The sequence below is a fragment of the Chromobacterium sp. IIBBL 290-4 genome (assembly GCF_024207115.1).
Classification (GTDB): Bacteria; Pseudomonadota; Gammaproteobacteria; order Burkholderiales; family Chromobacteriaceae; genus Chromobacterium.
The window spans coordinates 1,314,796-1,331,653 of sequence record NZ_CP100128.1; the positions used below are offsets into that span (position 1 = coordinate 1,314,796).

General features: G+C 52.6%; 15 protein-coding genes. 11 read left to right on the forward strand and 4 right to left on the reverse strand.

The features are described 5' to 3' along the window. The first annotated feature begins 3 nt into the window (after window positions 1-3). From NKT35_RS06110 to NKT35_RS06120, 3 genes are all read left to right on the forward strand, one after another. A complete protein-coding gene (locus tag NKT35_RS06110; RefSeq protein ID WP_084194050.1) occupies window positions 4-1,239 on the forward strand; it encodes a VRR-NUC domain-containing protein in 1,236 nt (411 codons plus the stop codon). Window positions 1,240-1,261: 22 nt separating this feature from the next. Continuing rightward, entirely contained in the window at window positions 1,262-2,458 is a 1,197-nt protein-coding gene (locus NKT35_RS06115) for a DUF3396 domain-containing protein (protein ID WP_254299823.1), read from the forward strand. Between the two features lie 215 nt (window positions 2,459-2,673). Next, window positions 2,674-3,171 carry a hypothetical protein gene (locus NKT35_RS06120; RefSeq protein WP_254299824.1) on the forward strand — a complete coding sequence of 166 codons (498 nt, stop codon included), beginning with the start codon at window positions 2,674-2,676 and terminating at the stop codon, window positions 3,169-3,171. Window positions 3,172-3,225: 54 nt separating this feature from the next. On the opposite strand, the gene NKT35_RS06125 is transcribed toward NKT35_RS06120, so the two are convergent. Beyond that, window positions 3,226-4,221, reverse strand: coding sequence for a hypothetical protein (locus NKT35_RS06125; protein ID WP_254299825.1), 996 nt, complete (start codon window positions 4,219-4,221; stop codon window positions 3,226-3,228). A gap of 154 nt (window positions 4,222-4,375) precedes the next feature. On the opposite strand from NKT35_RS06125, the gene NKT35_RS06130 reads away from it, so the two are divergent. From NKT35_RS06130 to NKT35_RS06155, 6 genes are all read left to right on the forward strand, one after another. Next, a complete protein-coding gene (locus tag NKT35_RS06130) occupies window positions 4,376-4,690 on the forward strand; it encodes a hypothetical protein (protein ID WP_254299826.1) in 315 nt (104 codons plus the stop codon). 317 nt (window positions 4,691-5,007) lie between these two features. Next, a complete protein-coding gene (locus tag NKT35_RS06135; protein WP_254299828.1) occupies window positions 5,008-5,646 on the forward strand; it encodes a TnsA endonuclease N-terminal domain-containing protein in 639 nt (212 codons plus the stop codon). After that, the gene (locus NKT35_RS06140; RefSeq protein WP_254299830.1) at window positions 5,627-7,591 is read left to right on the forward strand and encodes a TnsB C-terminal domain-containing protein; all 1,965 of its coding nucleotides are present in this window, start codon (window positions 5,627-5,629) and stop codon (window positions 7,589-7,591) included. Before NKT35_RS06135 ends, NKT35_RS06140 begins: the two co-directional genes overlap by 20 nt. Further along, window positions 7,591-8,637 carry a TniB family NTP-binding protein gene (locus tag NKT35_RS06145; RefSeq protein WP_254299832.1) on the forward strand — a complete coding sequence of 349 codons (1,047 nt, stop codon included), beginning with the start codon at window positions 7,591-7,593 and terminating at the stop codon, window positions 8,635-8,637. Before NKT35_RS06140 ends, NKT35_RS06145 begins: the two co-directional genes overlap by 1 nt. Then, the gene (locus NKT35_RS06150) at window positions 8,630-10,606 is read left to right on the forward strand and encodes a helix-turn-helix domain-containing protein (protein ID WP_254299834.1); all 1,977 of its coding nucleotides are present in this window, start codon (window positions 8,630-8,632) and stop codon (window positions 10,604-10,606) included. The genes NKT35_RS06145 and NKT35_RS06150 overlap by 8 nt, the downstream gene beginning before the upstream one ends. A 569-nt stretch (window positions 10,607-11,175) precedes the next feature. After that, window positions 11,176-12,261 carry an ImmA/IrrE family metallo-endopeptidase gene (locus tag NKT35_RS06155; protein WP_254299836.1) on the forward strand — a complete coding sequence of 362 codons (1,086 nt, stop codon included), beginning with the start codon at window positions 11,176-11,178 and terminating at the stop codon, window positions 12,259-12,261. Here NKT35_RS06155 and NKT35_RS06160 read toward each other — a convergent pair. From NKT35_RS06160 to NKT35_RS06170, 3 genes are read right to left on the reverse strand one after another with little or no spacing between them, the layout of a single operon-like run. Beyond that, a complete protein-coding gene (locus NKT35_RS06160) occupies window positions 12,251-13,195 on the reverse strand; it encodes an alpha-glutamyl/putrescinyl thymine pyrophosphorylase clade 3 protein (RefSeq protein ID WP_254299838.1) in 945 nt (314 codons plus the stop codon). The two genes, NKT35_RS06155 and NKT35_RS06160, sit on opposite strands and share 11 nt — an antisense overlap. Continuing rightward, window positions 13,185-14,231 carry a thymidylate synthase gene (locus NKT35_RS06165; RefSeq protein WP_254299840.1) on the reverse strand — a complete coding sequence of 349 codons (1,047 nt, stop codon included), beginning with the start codon at window positions 14,229-14,231 and terminating at the stop codon, window positions 13,185-13,187. Before NKT35_RS06165 ends, NKT35_RS06160 begins: the two co-directional genes overlap by 11 nt. 11 nt (window positions 14,232-14,242) lie before the next feature. Next, entirely contained in the window at window positions 14,243-14,542 is a 300-nt protein-coding gene (locus NKT35_RS06170; RefSeq protein WP_254299842.1) for a DUF4031 domain-containing protein, read from the reverse strand. A gap of 1,165 nt (window positions 14,543-15,707) precedes the next feature. On the opposite strand from NKT35_RS06170, the gene NKT35_RS06175 reads away from it, so the two are divergent. Both NKT35_RS06175 and NKT35_RS06180 read left to right on the forward strand, forming a co-directional pair. Next, window positions 15,708-16,028 carry a DUF1484 domain-containing protein gene (locus NKT35_RS06175; RefSeq protein ID WP_254299845.1) on the forward strand — a complete coding sequence of 107 codons (321 nt, stop codon included), beginning with the start codon at window positions 15,708-15,710 and terminating at the stop codon, window positions 16,026-16,028. Between the two features lie 274 nt (window positions 16,029-16,302). Then, a complete protein-coding gene (locus NKT35_RS06180; protein ID WP_254299847.1) occupies window positions 16,303-16,686 on the forward strand; it encodes a DUF1484 family protein in 384 nt (127 codons plus the stop codon). Window positions 16,687-16,858: the final 172 nt, after the last annotated feature.

Here is a 16,858-nt window from a genome sequence, read left to right on the forward strand (position 1 = left end):
CGCATGACCACCCTGACACCTAAAATGGCCGGCAACGGCGTCACGCGTTTGGAAGAGGACCGGCAGTTTGCCAAACTGCCCGTCTCGGAAAACAAGCCCTACCTGCAACCCAAGGCTGAGGCCGCAATCAAGGCACCCAGCGTTCGCACCGGGGTAAGCAAGTCAGGCAGGACGATTACCATCAATGCGCGCCAAGTGGTGATGAGCGGTTTGATCATTGCCGATGAATGGCTGCACGAGTTCTTGTGGTACTACAAAGCCGAGGTCTGCTTTGACATGCCGGTCGATCCGAAAGGCGTGCCCAAACCTTTTCTCAGCACCACCCAAGGCAACGATCCAAACCGCCGGCATTCGTTGACGCCTTTCCCGAAAGGCATGCGCAAGGGCTGGTTGCGCCGACCGGACTTGATCATTGTGAAAGACAAGGCGGTGCGTTGGCCTGGGCGCGCAACGGCGGATCATGATGGCGTCGCGCATGGGGATAACTTACATCGCGTGGTCGAAGTGAAATTTCCCGGTGACAGCCTGAGTGATAGCCAGGCCAAAGCTTATGAGAAAATCGCAGGTGGACGTGATCGTTTCACGCTATTGCACGTGATTCCCCCAGGCGAGAAGCAGAGGCAGACTCAGCCCGTTACCAAGCCTACCCCTGTGCTCGTGCCTAGGGCCGACGGCATTCCTCGTGGCGAGAACCGTCGGGTGCCAGTGTATGGCCCACAGCCTTTGCCAGATCCGGCCTTTTACGAAACCTGGTTGGACGAGGCCAAGCAGTTGGTACACAGCTTGGCAGAAGATGGAAAAACTCTCGCTAAAGACTTGCGGCAAGCGGTTGGCCAATTGTCAGAGAAAGTGCAGAAAGAGTTGAGGCAGCATGCGCCGTGGTTGTTTACCGCGGGCCATTGGCTGCAGGACAAGGCCAGTGAATCGTGGCACTTCGTCAATGAGCAGGGACAGCGTATCGCCAGTTGGACGAATGCCCAGTTGCGCGCAGCCTGGGCGGAGATTCAACGCTGTACCGACCTGACCTTGGAAACCTTACGGCAAATAGACTGGACGCAGGTCCTGCTGGACATTGGTAAGGGCCTGCTCGCCCTGGCGGCCATCGTCGCCGGGGTTGTGGTAGTGTTCATTCTCGGTGGCTGGCTGGTGGCGGCATTGGCCGCGTTGGTCGAAATGGGGGCGGCTGCCTGGGCAGCCGTTGCCGCGATGCTGGGTGGCGGCGCACTGGTTGCCGCCTGACAGCAAAATGGAATAATAAATAATGAGCGTTCAAGAATATCCACGCATGCAGGCTTATGCGCGCATTGCCAGCCAAGCAGACTTCATCGATGGCGTGACCCCGGAGGGTCTGGTGCTGGCCAAGCTGGGACTGATTTGCACCGTATACTTCCGAAATGGTGGCCAGCGGGAAACCGGCTATAAGGTCCTAGGCTGCTTTGACCGATTCGTCGAGCAATTCGGCGAGCATCTGCAAGGCCAGTTCCATGACTTTAGTGGCCGCGGTTTTACCTCCTTGCGCAAAGACAGCATCGCCAAGGCCAAAGAAAAGCTATCTGGATCCGTAGATGAGGGTTTGGCTGTTTTCTGGGTTCTGCAAAGTGAGAAAAACGGCGAAGTCGCTGCCGAGTATTCCATTTCAGCGCTGACCTCCAATGCAGAGAGCGATCCCTATGGCGCCATGTCTTGCGTCAAGATCATGCTGCCATGGCAATTGCTAGCCGACGCGGACGGCGAGCAGAAATTCAGAGAGTGGGCAAACTACTTCTGCGAAACACTGGATGTTGACCATGGCTATGCGGGTCTGGCCTGCAATCTCCCCTATGATCGCCATCAATTCCAACCCTACGAATTTCAAATAGCGCAGCGCTATAGCGGACTGATGGTCGACTCGTCCGCGCTGATTGATGGGGATAACCTGTCAGACCACATCAAAGGCGTCAGCTGGCTGACATTGCTTGGGCCGCGCTACGTCGAGCAGCTTGGCGGTATGGACGTGCTCAAGCAGCAGCTTCAATTGCCCGACGTCAGCGTACAAGAAACCAACAACGGTAGGCTGATCATTCAGGCTGGTATATTGCCGGATGTCGGAGCACCGGAAAACGGCCACCCACCCGCCTATGTGGAGGTTAACCGGGTACTCAAGCCGATCCGCGTACCGAATCCAGAACAATTGCACAGCTGCATGGATGACGCGGAAGGTTTCACCAAAACCAACACGCTCGAGTGGTATGCACGTTTTGATGATGCCGAGCCCGTACCAACAATGCCAGCCGAGGCACCTGCCAGTGGGCTGCGCTGCGAAGGTGGAAACGCATGTCCTGAAGGCGGAGTCTGGTGGACACCGGCTCAGACCGATTCACGTCAGTCGTTTAAGAAAGGGGACATCATGCCGGCCTTTCACGACTCCAGCTACGGCGCGACAATCTGGTATAAAGAAACAAATCAATCGGTTTCATGAGGCGAGTTGCAATGAGCCAACCCGATCATCGAGTAACGGTGTCTGCAGGAGCCAACCTCGTTCATAATCATCTGGTATCAGATTGTGGAGACCAGGTTACAGCTTAACCGCAGCGACTGCTTCAAGTTTGAGTTAGTTACCACCACCATGATCTGTACAAGCCGGTTCGATACCTATCTATCGGCATACAATGCATATCAGCATAACGTGTACATATGCTTTTATTCCTCGACACCGAATACACCGGCCAATTCCAGACTGCTCCCTTATTGATTTCTCTAGCTCTGGTTGCAGAAGATGGTCGCCGCGAATGGTATGCTGAACTTACCGATAACTGGGAGAATGCAGACTGCACTGGATTCGTCCGCCGAGAAGTACTACCACACCTTCACGGCCCCCGCATGACATGGGCGGAGGCACAGACTTCACTTCAGGCATGGATGGCATCCTCACCACGCCACTGTATTGCTGCTTGTGACGCCGAACAGGATTTCCAGTATTTGCTACAGCTCTTAGGCAAACGCCCTGAAAATCTGGATCCGAAGCGGCTGGATTTGGCCCCACTGATCAGCACGGGCGTCTATCATCATGCAGTAGAAAAATACCATAGCAAGCCTGGGCACCCTTGGCACCATGCGTTGCATGATGCTCGCTCATATCGACTCGGTTGGCTTGCTTACCAGGCAACCTCAGCAAAGAACAAGCAGAAATGATCATGATGGATGTCACTGCAGACATGGCCGCACCTGCACCTAGCAGTAATAAGCTCACCACAAAACACTCTCAACTTCAATATCAGCTTCAAGGTCCTGCCACAAATCATCGAAAGGAAATTTCCCGATGGTTTGGTTTGCTAAGTGGGTCCAGCCCCACAACCACTGCAGAAGCTTAAGCATGCCATCCTGCTGTTGCCCTCGTGTTGGAGGACCGACTCGCCAGTCAGGCACAATGGGGATGCCGAGTCCGAACAGACAATCGTAGCCCTTCCTCCCGTAGATGAGGCTCTTCTTCACCCTGTCTATCGCCTTCTGGGATTGTAATTTCCCCTCATCCCTGACCGTGGTGACCGCATGGTTTAGCCGGTCTACGCCCTGGGCAAACATTTCGGCATCCAAAATACACCGGCCATTCTCCCAGATAGTGCGACTGAAAACCTTTGCGTTCAATACCCCAAAGAACTCCGCCAGTAAGCCCCTGGCCTTGAACGTATCCCCGACGACCAGCATGCAGCGGTATATCAGCTCCGCCGCGGTTCGCATGCCGTCACTACGCGCTTGATGCCGGTAAATCTCCCATATCAGGACCAAGGCCGCCAAGGCATCAAGATTCCCGGCGCCGACCAGCGTGCGGCCCTGGCTATACCACAGCAGGTTGCGCGTCCCTGCCACCTCGGCTCTTCTCCAGTTAGCTATAGCCCTGCGCAGATCTGACTCCAACTGATCGATATACCGCGGAGCCTTCCGCAGCGATATCTCATCCTCGAGCAGGACTGACCAGAGCACGCTTCCCAACTCCTTCGATGACCCGGGAGCCTCTGCCTCGACCGCCATAACCAGTTTGGACTGCGGTACCCGTCTCCCATTCTTGTAACGTGGCCACTTCTTGGTTGATCCCAATTTTGAATCATCCTGATCAGACTGTTTGCGATCAAACCTCTTCTCCAAGCCGAAAGCCGACGCTTCTCCCAACTGCCGGCGCACACCCTCGTACCAATAGCGCACCCTCAGCTCTTTAATCGACGACGGTAGGAAATATTTTTTCATGAGGCCATGCCGAAAATTCGATGTGTGAATTTCAAAAATACTACTCAATACATTGAAAATAAAGATGCATTTCAAAATTTGTGGAAATTAAGTACGCTTTTTTGTCCACCTATGATAAGGCCAATCGATGGCATAGGATTAAGCAGTCCTGGAATTGAAAGAGCGTGACGTGGCGAAACAAGCGGATATAGAGCATTTAACTGGCGAACTAAGAGATAGCCTGACCAAGCTGTATGGCCCTTTATTGCCCAGTCGCGAGCTCTGGAAGATCTTTGGTTACGCCTCGCCGGCGGCGTACCGCCGAGCACGCGCGCGCAAATTGCTTCCTGTTGGAGAATTCGAGATTGAAGGCCGCCGGGGCTACTTTGCGCTCACGCACGACGTGGCCCGCTGGCTCGCGACGCAGAGTAGTCCACGCGTGCCATCACGGTCGGAGGAGGACCAAGAGGTCCATGCTGACAAGGAATGAAAGGCCTATGGAACGAAGGGCTGGCCAGGAGGCACACCCTGAGTCGGATCCAGATCAACCAAAGCGAGAAGGAGAAGCTGAAATGTAAAAGGGTAACCAGACGGCTACCCCTTTGATGCAAAAGACGAATCTTTTGCCCTCGACAAGCAAAGTATCGTCTCGCGCATCCTAGCGGTCAAGCCATTCCCCACTGTTTTCGACCCAAAACGGTCAGTTTCCAACTGAACGGCGGATTTTCACGTCCTTTTTGGGCCAACTTTCCAACAGATGCGTGACTGCGCAGGGAGAGGTCTTGCCGGCGCAGCCGGGAGAATACGATGCGAGTACGACGAGTCGTCACCCGTAGGGGTAGGCACATCCGTGGCTATTTCCCCTCCAAAAAAATGAAGCGAATGGTGGCATGGGAGTCGCTGCTGGAACGCGATGCCCTGCTGTTGCTGGAGCTATCACCTGGCGTGGTGGCCTACCAGGAGCAACCCGAAGAATTGGCCTATTGGGACGGGGAGGCCATCCGTGCCCATATCCCGGATCTGTGGGCCTCGCTACACGATGAACGGACGCTGTTCATTGAGATCAAGCCCTCGTCCGAACTAACCCGCCCCAGGGTCAAAACGAAGTACAGCCAGATTGCCGAGCAGATGCAGGCGCAAGGTCTGGACTACCGTCTGCTAACCGATACAGCAATCCGGCAGGTCCCCCTGTTCCGCACCCTGCAAACACTGCTGTATCACTACAACCATCCCGCGAGCCCCCTCCCAACCCGCAGCCAGCTTGCTGCGGCCTTCTATCTGACCGAATCCCTCCCCTTGGCGCAATGCCTGGAGCGGTTCGGTCCCGACGTCACCTACAGCCTGATCGCGCAAGCTCGACTCTATGTCGACCTGACACAGCCCCTCGCGCCGGCCTCCCTCGTTCAACTACCTGCGGGAGAGCGCCATGCAACGATTTACTTTTAAACACGGCCTGGGCTTCCTGCAGGGACAGACTCGCTGGGAGCTCGACCGCCGGCTAGCCAGCGGCAAGCTGCAACTGCTCTCAGGCGAAGGCGAGGTTCTGACACTGACCTCCGCGGAAATCTTGCAACGCTGGCAGTCCCAAGAGTGGATCATCGACGAGGCGTCATTGGCCAACCTCGGCGAGGCGATCTATCTCGTGACGCCGCGCGATCTGTCGACCTATCCACTCAAACTCCAGGCCATTGCCCGGCGCCGCCTGCATTATCTGCAGGGCATCGATCCCGACCACACACCGTACAACAGGTCGGCCTGGGAGACGCGCATCAGTCAGCTAGCCGGCGAGATCGATGACAAGTACCCACCTTGCGCATCGACCGTATCGGACTGGTGGCGGCGTTACCGAACCACCCGCTCCATTCTGAAGCTGATTCCCTGGAATCGACCGGCGTCAGTCCATCAGCACAAACCAGGCTACCAACTGTTCGAGCAGGTCATTGCCGAGGTCTATCTCACCGACAACAAGCTGCCGAAAGTGGCGGTCTACCAGCGGATGAAAGCGCGTACCGAGGCCATCAACCAGACGTTATCCCCTGAGGAGCAGATGAGATGCCCCGGCCGCTCCACGGTATACCGCTGGCTGGAGGCGCTACAGCAGGACCTGGTCGATCTGGCTCGCGAAGGTGCCGAGGCTGTGCGCATGAAATACCGCGTCGCGATCGGCCGTGTGGAGACCCAGGCCATTTTGGAACGGATCGAGATCGACCATACCCCGCTGGATATCATCATCATCGACCTCGTGACAGGGCTAGCACTGGGCAGGCCGTGGATTACCGTGGCGATCGACCAATACTCCCGGATGATCATGGGTTTCTATATCAGCATTGGTGCCCCTTCCGCCAACTCGCTGTTGCAGTGCCTGCGGCGCGCCATCTTGCCCAAGGAGGATCTGCTCAATCAGTGGGCCGATATCAAGCACCCGTGGCCAGCCTACGGCATTCCGCAGTTGGTTGCCGTCGACAATGGCCCGGATCTGCACAGCACCGGTTTTGAACAGGCCTGCCTGGAGATGAGCATCGTGATGCTGTTCTGCGGCTCGAAAGTCTCGTGGGAAAAAGGCGCGATTGAACGGTTTATCCGGACGATGAGCGTGGACCTTATCCACACCCTGCCAGGCACCACGTTTTCTAATCCGAAGGAGCGCGGCGACTACCCGGCAGAAAAACAGGCCTGCCTGGACATGGCCACGCTGACGCGTTTGTTGGTGCGCTGGATTGTCGATGTCTACAACGTCACGCCGCACCGCGGCATTAAGGGGCGGCCGCTGGACCGCTGGCAGGAATCGGCCAATCGGACGCCGATTGCGCTGCCAACCGATCCACAGCAGTTGGAGCTGATCGCCGGCATTCCGGCGAGCCGGACGCTGTTCCACTACGGCATCGAGTTCGAAGGCCTGCATTACAACGACCATCACGTGCAGTTGATCCGCCGGCGCTTCGGCAAAAACGTTCCCGTGGAGATCAAAACCTACGAGGATGATGTCGGCCACATTCATGTACTGGATCCGGACAGCAAGGCGTATCTGCGCGTTCCGGCGCGGGACATGGAATACGCCGAGGGGCTGCCTCGGGAAATGCACCGCACCATCCGCGCCCATGCCCGCAAGCGCTTCGGCGAGCTGTGCAACACCCCGGATTTGCTGGAGGCGAAACGCGAGATCCAAGAACTGGCGCAGGCGGCGCTGCAGCACAAGAAGATGGGCTACCGGAAGTCCGGCGCGCGCCAATTCAACCTCAACAGCGAAGCGGTGCTGGAAAAACAGGATCCGCTGGTCGCCGCCAGAAAACCCGTCAAAACCCGCAAAGTCGCCGTTCCAGACACCTTGCCGGACGGACTGCAGGATGAGCTGCCGGAGCTGTCGGTGTCAGCCAAGAAGGGAGGCGCGTGATGGATCCGCTCGACCTGATGCGGCAGTTCGCCCCGAACGCCGGCTACACGTCCGACAAGGTGCTGGGCTACAAGCTGCAGTTGGAACCCATCTACCACCAACGCTTTCGCCACGCGCTGTTCCAGATCGCCGAACTGCATCACCGTCGCCGCGCGCATGGCGTGGGCGGCGGCGTGCTATTGATCGGCCCCTCCGGTGCCGGCAAAAGCACCGTCCTCCGGGCGTATGAAGCGCAGTCACCACGCAGTTTTGAGACGCAGCGCACTCGGATTCCGGTCCTCATCGTGCGAGTGCCGTCGTCGCCGACGGTACGCAGTCTCGCGGGCGCCATCCTGGAGGCCATGGGGGACCGGAAGTCGCACCGCGGCACCGCCCCCGAGAAAACCACCCGGCTGGTCGACTTCTTCTCGCAATGCGGTGTGGAGTTGCTGCTGATCGATGAGTTCCAGCATCTGTTCTATACCCCCAGCGCGACGGCATTTCGGGATGTCACCGATTGGCTGAAGAACCTGCTGGAGAGTACCGGCGTAGGCATGGTGGCGTGCGGGCTGTCGGCAGCCGAGCTGGTGATCCGCAGCAACGAGCAGTTGTCGCGCCGGTTCTCGCAGTGCATCCCCATGGATCCGTTCCAGCTCGACGATGAGGCGGATTTCTTGGAATACCGGGGGCTGCTCAAAGGCATCGCCCCCTGCCTGCCGCTGGGCTGCGAGATTCCCTTGCATGAGGCCAACCTGGCGCGGCGCATTCATACCGCCAGTTTCGGCCTGCTCGACTACACCATCAAGCTGCTGGAGGGCGCGGTTTGCGCCGCCAACCTGGCCGGCCTCAACACGCTATCGCTGGATGTGCTGGCCGCCAGCTTTCGCGAGCGGATCTGGAAAGACGTGCCCGACACGCTGAATCCCTTCCATCCCGAGTCGTTGCTACGCCCGCTCACTCGCCCCGGCGAGATGTTCTACCCACATACCCGCAAGGACCCAGTCGGCTCGCCGGTAGCCATCAAGCTGGGCCTGCATCAGAGCAAAGGAGGCGTGATCCATGCATGACAGCACCATCCCCTGGCAAGATGCCCCCAGCTTGCTGATCCGGCCTCACCCAACCCGAACCGAGGGGCCTATCGGCTACCTGTTCCGACTGGCCGAGGCTAACTTCATGAGCCTGCGAGACCTAGAACAGCTCGGCATCGCCTTCACCCCGGAGGCCTTGCGGCAGCAACAGCTGCTGCCCCCTGACCCGCTTTATCCAGAGCTGCACAGCCATGTTCGCCACGTGGCCGAGTTGGTGCGACATCAGCCCAGCATTTGGAACCGACGCTTCGCCCGGCACTGCCCGTACTGCCTGGCGGAGGAAGCTAGGTGGCGGATCGGCTGGGAGCTGCTGTTTTTCGACACCTGCCCCAGACACGGCACCTGGCTGGTGGACCATTGCTCCAGTTGCGGCGAGTCGCTGACCTGGCACCGGGACAGCCTGCTCCGTTGCAACTGCGGCGCCGATCTGCGTCAGGAGATCCCGGAAGAAGCGCCTGTGGCCGCCATTCTGCTGGCAGAAACGCTGGAACAGATGCTGTTACAGCAAATGGTCCCACAAGCGCATGGCTATCCTTTCCAAGGACTTACTCTGGGGCAGGTACAGCGCCTAATCCGCTACCTGGGTACTTATCTGAATCCGGTTGCCACGCTCAAACCACTCAAAATCATGAATGCGGGCTTGCTGGAAGTGTCCTGGCCCATCACCTCATTGGCTGCGGAGATGCTGGTTTTCTGGCCCGACAAGTTCCACGCCGCCCTCGACGCCCTGCAAACGTCCAGCGGGGATCCACAGATCAGCCTGAACACCGTGTTTGAGGAGGCTTATCGCTACCTTTACGATGGCGGACTGCGCGATGGCGTTTACCACCCAGTTCGCGAAGCTTTCGAGCAATGGGTGACGCAACGTTGGAAAGGCGGCGTAGCGAGACGGAATCGCCGGTTCACCCTCGAGGTCCTGGAAAACATCCAGTGGATTCCAGGCAAGGCCGCCGCCAACCGACTTGGCATCTCCATGGCGCGGCTGCGCTACCTGATCCGATCCGGACAACTGGAGGGGCAGGAAACCATCAGCAGTAAAGGCCGCCGCTTCCTGATGGTACGCAAAGACCGGCTGATCCAGGTGGAGGAAGAGCTCGCCGGGGAAATCACCATGACCAAGGCTATGGAGGTACTGGGCCTGGGCAAAGTGCGGATGCGACGGATCCTGAAGCTGCTGTTCCCCTCCGCCCGCCGGGTCAACGATCAGACCTTGCTGCCGTGGTGCATTTCAAGCTCGGAGGTCTACCAGTTGGCCGAGTTCGGCGAGGAACTGCCGCGGATTTACTCCCTCGACGAAGATGAAACTTCGCTGGCCGACGTGCTGCACTATTGGCAGTGGAATGCCGACGAAGTCGTGTCGCTGGTTGAGGAGGTCCAGGCCGGCAAACTGGCCGTCTGCGCCACTCTCATCGGCAAGACCGGGATCACGCGCTGGGTGTTCAAGCGCAAGGCCCTGCAGCAGTGGCGAGCCAGTCTCCCCACGGATCGAGCCAACTGGGTCACCATCCCGGAATTAGCCGAAGTGTTGGGCGTGAAGCAGCAGGTGGCGTACTGGCTGACGCAGAACGATTACATCCGCTCGCACAAGCTGGGCAACCAGAAGCACCAAGGCTCCAGGGTGCGCAAAGCGGATGTCGACCGCTTCCTGCGGCAGTACATCTTCGGCACCGAGATCGCAGACCTGACCGGCCGCTCTCCCAGAAAAGTGATGAACATGCTCAAACACTTAGCCATCTACCCGCTGCGCGGCACCAGCATCGAAGCTTGCCGCCAACTGGTATATACTCGCACCGATGCGCTTGGGCGTTTTATAGAAAGGTACCAGGTGGGGGACCCGATCAAGTGGCGGGACACGGTGCAGCGGCGACTGAAGGCCTGGGAGAGGATAATCCAGGAAGATGGGACGCCCGTACCGCCTCCGTCCCACTTTCGTCTAGAACCCCGTTGATCTGCCGTGGGGCTCATCTAGAGGAAGATGGGATCCTACAAATTTTACCCTATTAGGTTATATTTAAAAGATTAACTTCCACAATATTTGCTTGCTTAATAAACAGCTACCGTATGGTGGCTGTTTCTCCATTGGCATTTGATTTTAATTTAGACTGTCAATGCGTGAGACTTTGTTAACCTCAGTAGATTTAATGCATTAAAGTATTTTTCTTTATCTAATCGTATCACTAACTGATATATTTTTTAAAAGAAGATAACTTTGGAAATTTCATTTAAGAGTCTACGACTAAAGGCCATATGCGAAGACAAGCAGCAAGCATTAAAAAGTTACTCTGAGCCAATAGTTTCAGCGTTAATAAATCGCGTCAATGATTTACGAGCTGCAAAAAGAGTCTCTGACTTACCCTCTCCACTCTTTTTGCCGACGTCGACCCCCCTTAAAAAAAGAATTTATCTTCATCAGCCATACTTCTTAGAAATTGAGTCAGGCCATTTAGCTGATAGCATACCGCCACACTCCTGGGATGAAATCATTCGAATTAGGCTCATCAGAGTAAAGGATATAAAATGAGCGAAAGTAGTGAATTCAATCCACACTGGACCTCCTCACCAGGAGCCACTATCACGGACTTAATCAATATCAAAAATATTGAAAAGACTGAGTTAGCTAACTTTATCAATTTAGGGCTACGCGAAACTGATCAACTACTGAGAGGTGATGTTGTCATTACTGTGAGAATTGCAGAACTACTGTCTAAGCACCTTGGTGGTAGCTCTGATTTTTGGCTAATACGAGAAAGTAATTATCGAGAAGATTTGATAAAAATTGAACAACTAAAAGAAAAGGAATCCCTAACTCAATGGGCAAAAAAATTCCCAGTTCGAGAAATGAGAAAAAGAGGATGGCTAGATGATAAGCTAGACTCTCTTGAAAGCATCTTATCCTTCTTTTCAGCACGCTCAGCAGAAGAATGGGAAAATATCTACAGTAGAAAAATCGCTGCCAGTGCATTTCGGGCTTCAAAAAAACTAGATGAAGATATTTACTCAACAATTGCTTGGATAAGGCAAGGTGAAGTTTGTGCAGAAAAAATTACATGCCGCCCTTGGAGTAAGGAAATTCTTAACGATAGCATTTCACGGTTACGGAATCTAACAATTATAAAAGATCCACTAGCTTACCTACCCATCGTTCAAAAGATACTTGCCGAATGCGGCGTTGCATTCGTCATTGAAAAAACAATTACCGGCTGTCGCGTCAGTGGCGTCACTACTTTTTTAAGTAATAATAAAGCCATGATCCTACAAAGCGGCCGCTATGGAACCAATGATCACTTTTGGTTCACGCTTTTTCATGAAATCGGACATCTCATCTTGCATAGTTCTAAGTCAACATTCTTAGATTATGACTCACTTTCAAATCAACACCACCCTCACGAAATAGAAGCTAATATCTTTTCTCAAAACACCTTGATACCGCCACACTATCAAGAACAACTTATAAACTTACAGCCAAATTATAGATCCATATTAAAGTTTGCAAAAAAGATTAATATAGCACCAGGCATTATTGTAGGACAACTTCAATATCGTGGCCTTTTACCAAGACATCATTTAAATAAACTGAAAGAAAAAATCAGTATTAACCTCTGAATGCAATAAACTCACTTGGCGATTTTTGCCAATTGCATAGTGCGTCTTCCAATGGCTGCATTCCGACTTTTATATATTGATCTAATAAAATTGATTTCTCATCAACATCACTTACCTTAATAGTGGACAATGTTGAATTTTCAAACAACAATCGAGCCCCTTTTAATGGTCCAGTTGCATTACTCAAGTACATTGAACCAGCCTTTACATCCACAAGTTTTAAATTCCCAAGCAGGGACAAATAATCAAATTTACCTAATCGTCCAAATCTTTTTACACATGACAATGAGCTGTAAAAAAAATGAAATAGCTCTTCAGGGGAAGAAAGGCCTACATCCCTAGTGGAGTCCAGCATGGCTTGATGATTACCATATCCAATAATCCAATCAATGTATGATTGAATAACAAAAAAGGTGCTATTTTCTTTAGCAACATCGAGAGATTCATATTTTCTATGATTCCCAAACCCATAATTTATGCGACTATGATTCGCAATTAACCATTCTTTTAACTGAACAACATTATTGCATGTATTTCTCCATGTCCAATTATGCTCTGGACCATTTCCATAGTAGAAAAATCTAAGCGTTTTCCAACCATTTATTCGATGTTTACCAAAGTGAGTGGCTAAAAAAACTAGCCAAAATGCTTCTTCTATATTTCCCTCATCTCGAAAAAAAACCGCAGCTCTCTCCGGATCAAAAAGAGTGCTATCTGGATCCCTTCTCATTCCACACGCTTTTCTCTCTGATATAGCCTTTATATATCGACCACGCCTCAAACTTTCGACTAGTTGGCAACTAAGAACATGCCGTCGGTCTTGCTGCTCAATTCCCAACAGTGGAAATTCATATCTTTCAAACTTATCAAATCCAGCCATTATATTTTCATAATAAACTAATTCCTTATCTTTTAAATCAAATCTAAATTTCATTTTTTTCACCATTTATAAAATCAAAGAAATCCAACTCTGGCTGATCTAAAGTATTTATTTTTTTACTATCTTTTCTCTTCCGCGTCTCCAAATAAATATTATATACTTCAGGAAAGCTGATAGTACTAATTATACTTTCAGCCATCTCTACATTTCTCTTTGTTCTTCTTTTAGCTTTCGAGTTTGAGTAAAATAACAATACCCTGACTAGATCTGACCAATATCGGTCCAGATCATCTGGTATTAGAATCCGCTCTCCTCTACGTATTTTCTCTTCTAAATCTAAAACTTTTTTTATGCTCGGCCAAGGATCTCCTACAGGCATTATTGGCATTGGCATATTGGACTGATACCCCTCTTCAATATACCTTTTTGCAGATTGAAAATTTTTATCATATAAATGCAAGCTACCTGCCATATGGCGATATGTTCCAATATCGCACCCAATAGATCTAGCCATAACTTCCTGTATCATCGTAAATGCGAAAATATCATGTGGAAGCCCCATGAATGCATCACTAGATCGCATAAACACAATCAAATCTAATTTCGAGTTTCTCACAAAAAACTGTAAGCAACATGTACAGGGAACATCCTTGTAAGACCTCAGTAGATCCTTAGCATCGAATATTTGTATAACAGCTTTTCTAGTACCATCATGAGATTTAAGCTTATTTCTAACAATATCAAACTGATTTTGTGGGCCACGGAAAATTCTTGGCCCATATGCGCCATGAATTACCAAATTTTCCTCTGCAAATTGACTGTACTTTTCAATATAATATTCGATAAATTCTAACTGATCTTCTCCAGCTAAATACCATAGCAGCTCCCCTAAGCAACTAAATATAGTACCTTTAGTTTCTGACCTGCTAACTCTTGCGCGTGGATCTTTAAGATGTAATGTTGCTCCTAGTATTTCTCTATTCTCTCCCTTTGTAGCCTTAACGCTATTGACAAATTCAGCTTTCTTACTTAGGAGTTTTTTATAAGTCTTAATTAATAAATCATCTAGGCTCTCACCTACTATGTTCATTTATTTCTCCACTAAAAAAGAGTCAACTGCCTCTCCTTTTCAAACATGATAAAACTTTGCTCAGCTTTTAATATCTTACCGCATTTAATAATATCTGAGCGTTTACCTTCGAGAGCCCCTAATTGCAATGCAATTTCGCGACGCTCGATAGTAATATCATAATGAGGATATGATGCATTACATTGAAACCACGCTTTTTTTAATCCTATAGAGACAGCAAACCTATGCAGCTCATCTAAGCTATCTGCAACCAAATGGCACCATTGACGCCCCCGCCACTTGATTCTTACGTTATCGACATAAACCGTCATATCGATCCAAGATAAAGATAATAATGATTAATTATATTTTGCAGAGATCACTATGTCTACATTCAAATAAATTAATATATTTTGATTGGAATCACTGATGCATAATTTTCTATCTAATCAACAACACATCACTAATTTGGATCGCATAATTACTTCATCCTTCTCTACTAATCCTAAAATTGACATGGCACTATCCTGTGTTAAAACAACTTGCTGCCAAAGTGGATCAAACTTGTTGTAAGTTGCTTCATCCTCTAGATGAGTTATCTGAAACTAACCGCGCTCAATACGATCCACTAGGTATTGAGGCCTTTACAATTCTTTCATTTTCACACTGACCCAAATCATAATAATCATATTTTTCACCAGAACTACCAATAAAAATAAATACTGCCGCAGTTTATTTAGAGGTGCAATTTAACTTTTACCACTTCCACCATATATACCTGCAGTCTCCTTTTACTGTATTAGTTTTACCCACGACAAAACAAGGCTTAACCAACAATTCTGCTGTTGGATTTCTTCCACTTATATTCAATTGAAACTATACAAACCAGTACATTTATCCTGGTCGAATTGATCCTTAGGTTAAGTTGCACACCCATTACTATGACATAAGCAACACTTACAATTCCAGATCAATGTCAAACCTCAGTACTTATCGGTTATTCTTTACTCACCATCAAATTCATGACTATTCATTCGCTCAACGCATAACTCTCTTATTTTCATTGCACACTACACAATGAAGAAGCATGGTGAAATTGACATAGCCCATTGAATTCTCTCTATTTTTTTAATTTCCTACTTGCTTATTAGCTTGCCAGCAGTCCCTTCTCACTAGATAATGGATTCCGTGCCGTTCAATATCGGCACCGGGATTGGCGTCCCGAAGAATCTCGGCGGACTGCAGCGAAAGCTCCAGTCCTCACACCATTGCTACGTGCAATTTATGGCGGGCCTTGGTGGGAGCATCCTAGATGCGCCGGTTCCGAGATTCCGGTAACGCCAATCCCGCCATGAGCCTGCCACCCACCGATTGGCGTCGGAGATGCAGGCGAGCACCTAAATCTCGGAGAATCTTGCCATGACAAGCATTTCCCGCAGTGCGTCTCACCTTGCCGTATCCCCCAGCCCTTTGCTCCGTTCCGGGGCGTCTGCCTCTTTGTCTCAGCCCAGCCTGCTGGCCATGCATAGGCTGCATGATGCCTTTGCCGCCTTGCAGGACCAGCTAGCCCGCAAACCGCAGGCCTGCGCCCGCGTGCCGGCGGCGCAGCTGGCGCATCTGTGCCGCGACATTGAGGACGCGGTGGTGGAAACCATCTGCCACCTGGCCCACGGCCAGCTGGGCGTGCAGGCCTTGATCGATCTGCTGACTTGCCTGGGCGACGACGTGCGCCTGCCGTCCAGCCGCTTGATCGAACTGTTGCGCCCGCTGGACAAGCGGATGGAAGCGTCGCTCAGCCGGCTGACCGGCGTGCTGTAAGCCGCAGCCGCCGCGGCCCATCCGGGCACGGCGGCCGCTGAGAACCCCGTGTAGGGGTGGGCAGCGGCGTGGCGGCACCTTGGGGGCGCACTCACCCTTCGCGCTCCGCGCCGCCTGCGCATCAGGCACCTTCCGCCCTCGCCGCTTTCTCCGCTCCCGCACGGGACGCACTGACTTGCCGCTCGCCCGCGCGCCTTGGCCTTTTACCCGGCCGCTGGCCGGACTGGCGCTGGCTCGCGCCCGGGCGGGCGGACTTTCTCGCTGGAGGATACGCATGCCTCATTCCACCCACCAGACGCCCCCGGCGCCGCGCCGTGGCCCGTTTACTGCTTCTCGCGGCGGTAAAGCCGCCCGCGCCGCATCGTTAACCGCCTTGAAGCTGGCCCTTGCCCAGCTGCAAAGCCGGCTAGGCCCCGCCCGCCATGCCGATTTGCGGCTGCCGCTAGCGCAGCTGGCCCACCAGTGCGCGGACATTGAGCACGCTCTTGCCCAGCAACAGCGCGCCTTGGCCGTCAGTTGCGCCAGTTTGCAATCGCTGCTGGACCTGCTGCGGCTGGCGGACAGCACACCCTTGTCGTCCCGCCAGCTGTTTAGCCTGCTTTACCCGCTGCACCAGCATTTTGCGCAGTGCCAGCGCCAGCTGGAGGCGCTGCGGTAAACACTGTGGTTTTGGCAACACGATGCGGCCCGGTGGCCTGGCCCTTTGGCCAGTTTGTCTAGCCTGCCGCCCAGGCCGGGCCGCTTGCGCCGCCGCGGGCCGCATCGCCGCTTTTTCCGTCTCTATGCTCAATTCATGGAGGCCCACTCCGCCACGCCGCCCGCGCGGGCGG

Bases quoted from the DNA above. Each gene is read 5' to 3' on its own strand.
- NKT35_RS06165 (WP_254299840.1), bottom strand. From the start codon at position 14,231: ATGAACATAGTAGGTGAGAGCCTAGATGATTTATTAATTAAGACTTAT.
- NKT35_RS06150 (WP_254299834.1), top strand. From the start codon at position 8,630: ATGCATGACAGCACCATCCCCTGGCAAGATGCCCCCAGCTTGCTGATC.
- NKT35_RS06120 (WP_254299824.1), top strand. From the start codon at position 2,674: ATGCTTTTATTCCTCGACACCGAATACACCGGCCAATTCCAGACTGCT.
- NKT35_RS06110 (WP_084194050.1), top strand. From the start codon at position 4: ATGACCACCCTGACACCTAAAATGGCCGGCAACGGCGTCACGCGTTTG.
- NKT35_RS06155 (WP_254299836.1), top strand. From the start codon at position 11,176: ATGAGCGAAAGTAGTGAATTCAATCCACACTGGACCTCCTCACCAGGA.
- NKT35_RS06145 (WP_254299832.1), top strand. From the start codon at position 7,591: ATGGATCCGCTCGACCTGATGCGGCAGTTCGCCCCGAACGCCGGCTAC.
- NKT35_RS06135 (WP_254299828.1), top strand. From the start codon at position 5,008: ATGCGAGTACGACGAGTCGTCACCCGTAGGGGTAGGCACATCCGTGGC.
- NKT35_RS06180 (WP_254299847.1), top strand. From the start codon at position 16,303: ATGCCTCATTCCACCCACCAGACGCCCCCGGCGCCGCGCCGTGGCCCG.
- NKT35_RS06125 (WP_254299825.1), bottom strand. From the start codon at position 4,221: ATGAAAAAATATTTCCTACCGTCGTCGATTAAAGAGCTGAGGGTGCGC.
- NKT35_RS06160 (WP_254299838.1), bottom strand. From the start codon at position 13,195: ATGAAATTTAGATTTGATTTAAAAGATAAGGAATTAGTTTATTATGAA.
- NKT35_RS06170 (WP_254299842.1), bottom strand. From the start codon at position 14,542: ATGACGGTTTATGTCGATAACGTAAGAATCAAGTGGCGGGGGCGTCAA.
- NKT35_RS06140 (WP_254299830.1), top strand. From the start codon at position 5,627: ATGCAACGATTTACTTTTAAACACGGCCTGGGCTTCCTGCAGGGACAG.
- NKT35_RS06115 (WP_254299823.1), top strand. From the start codon at position 1,262: ATGAGCGTTCAAGAATATCCACGCATGCAGGCTTATGCGCGCATTGCC.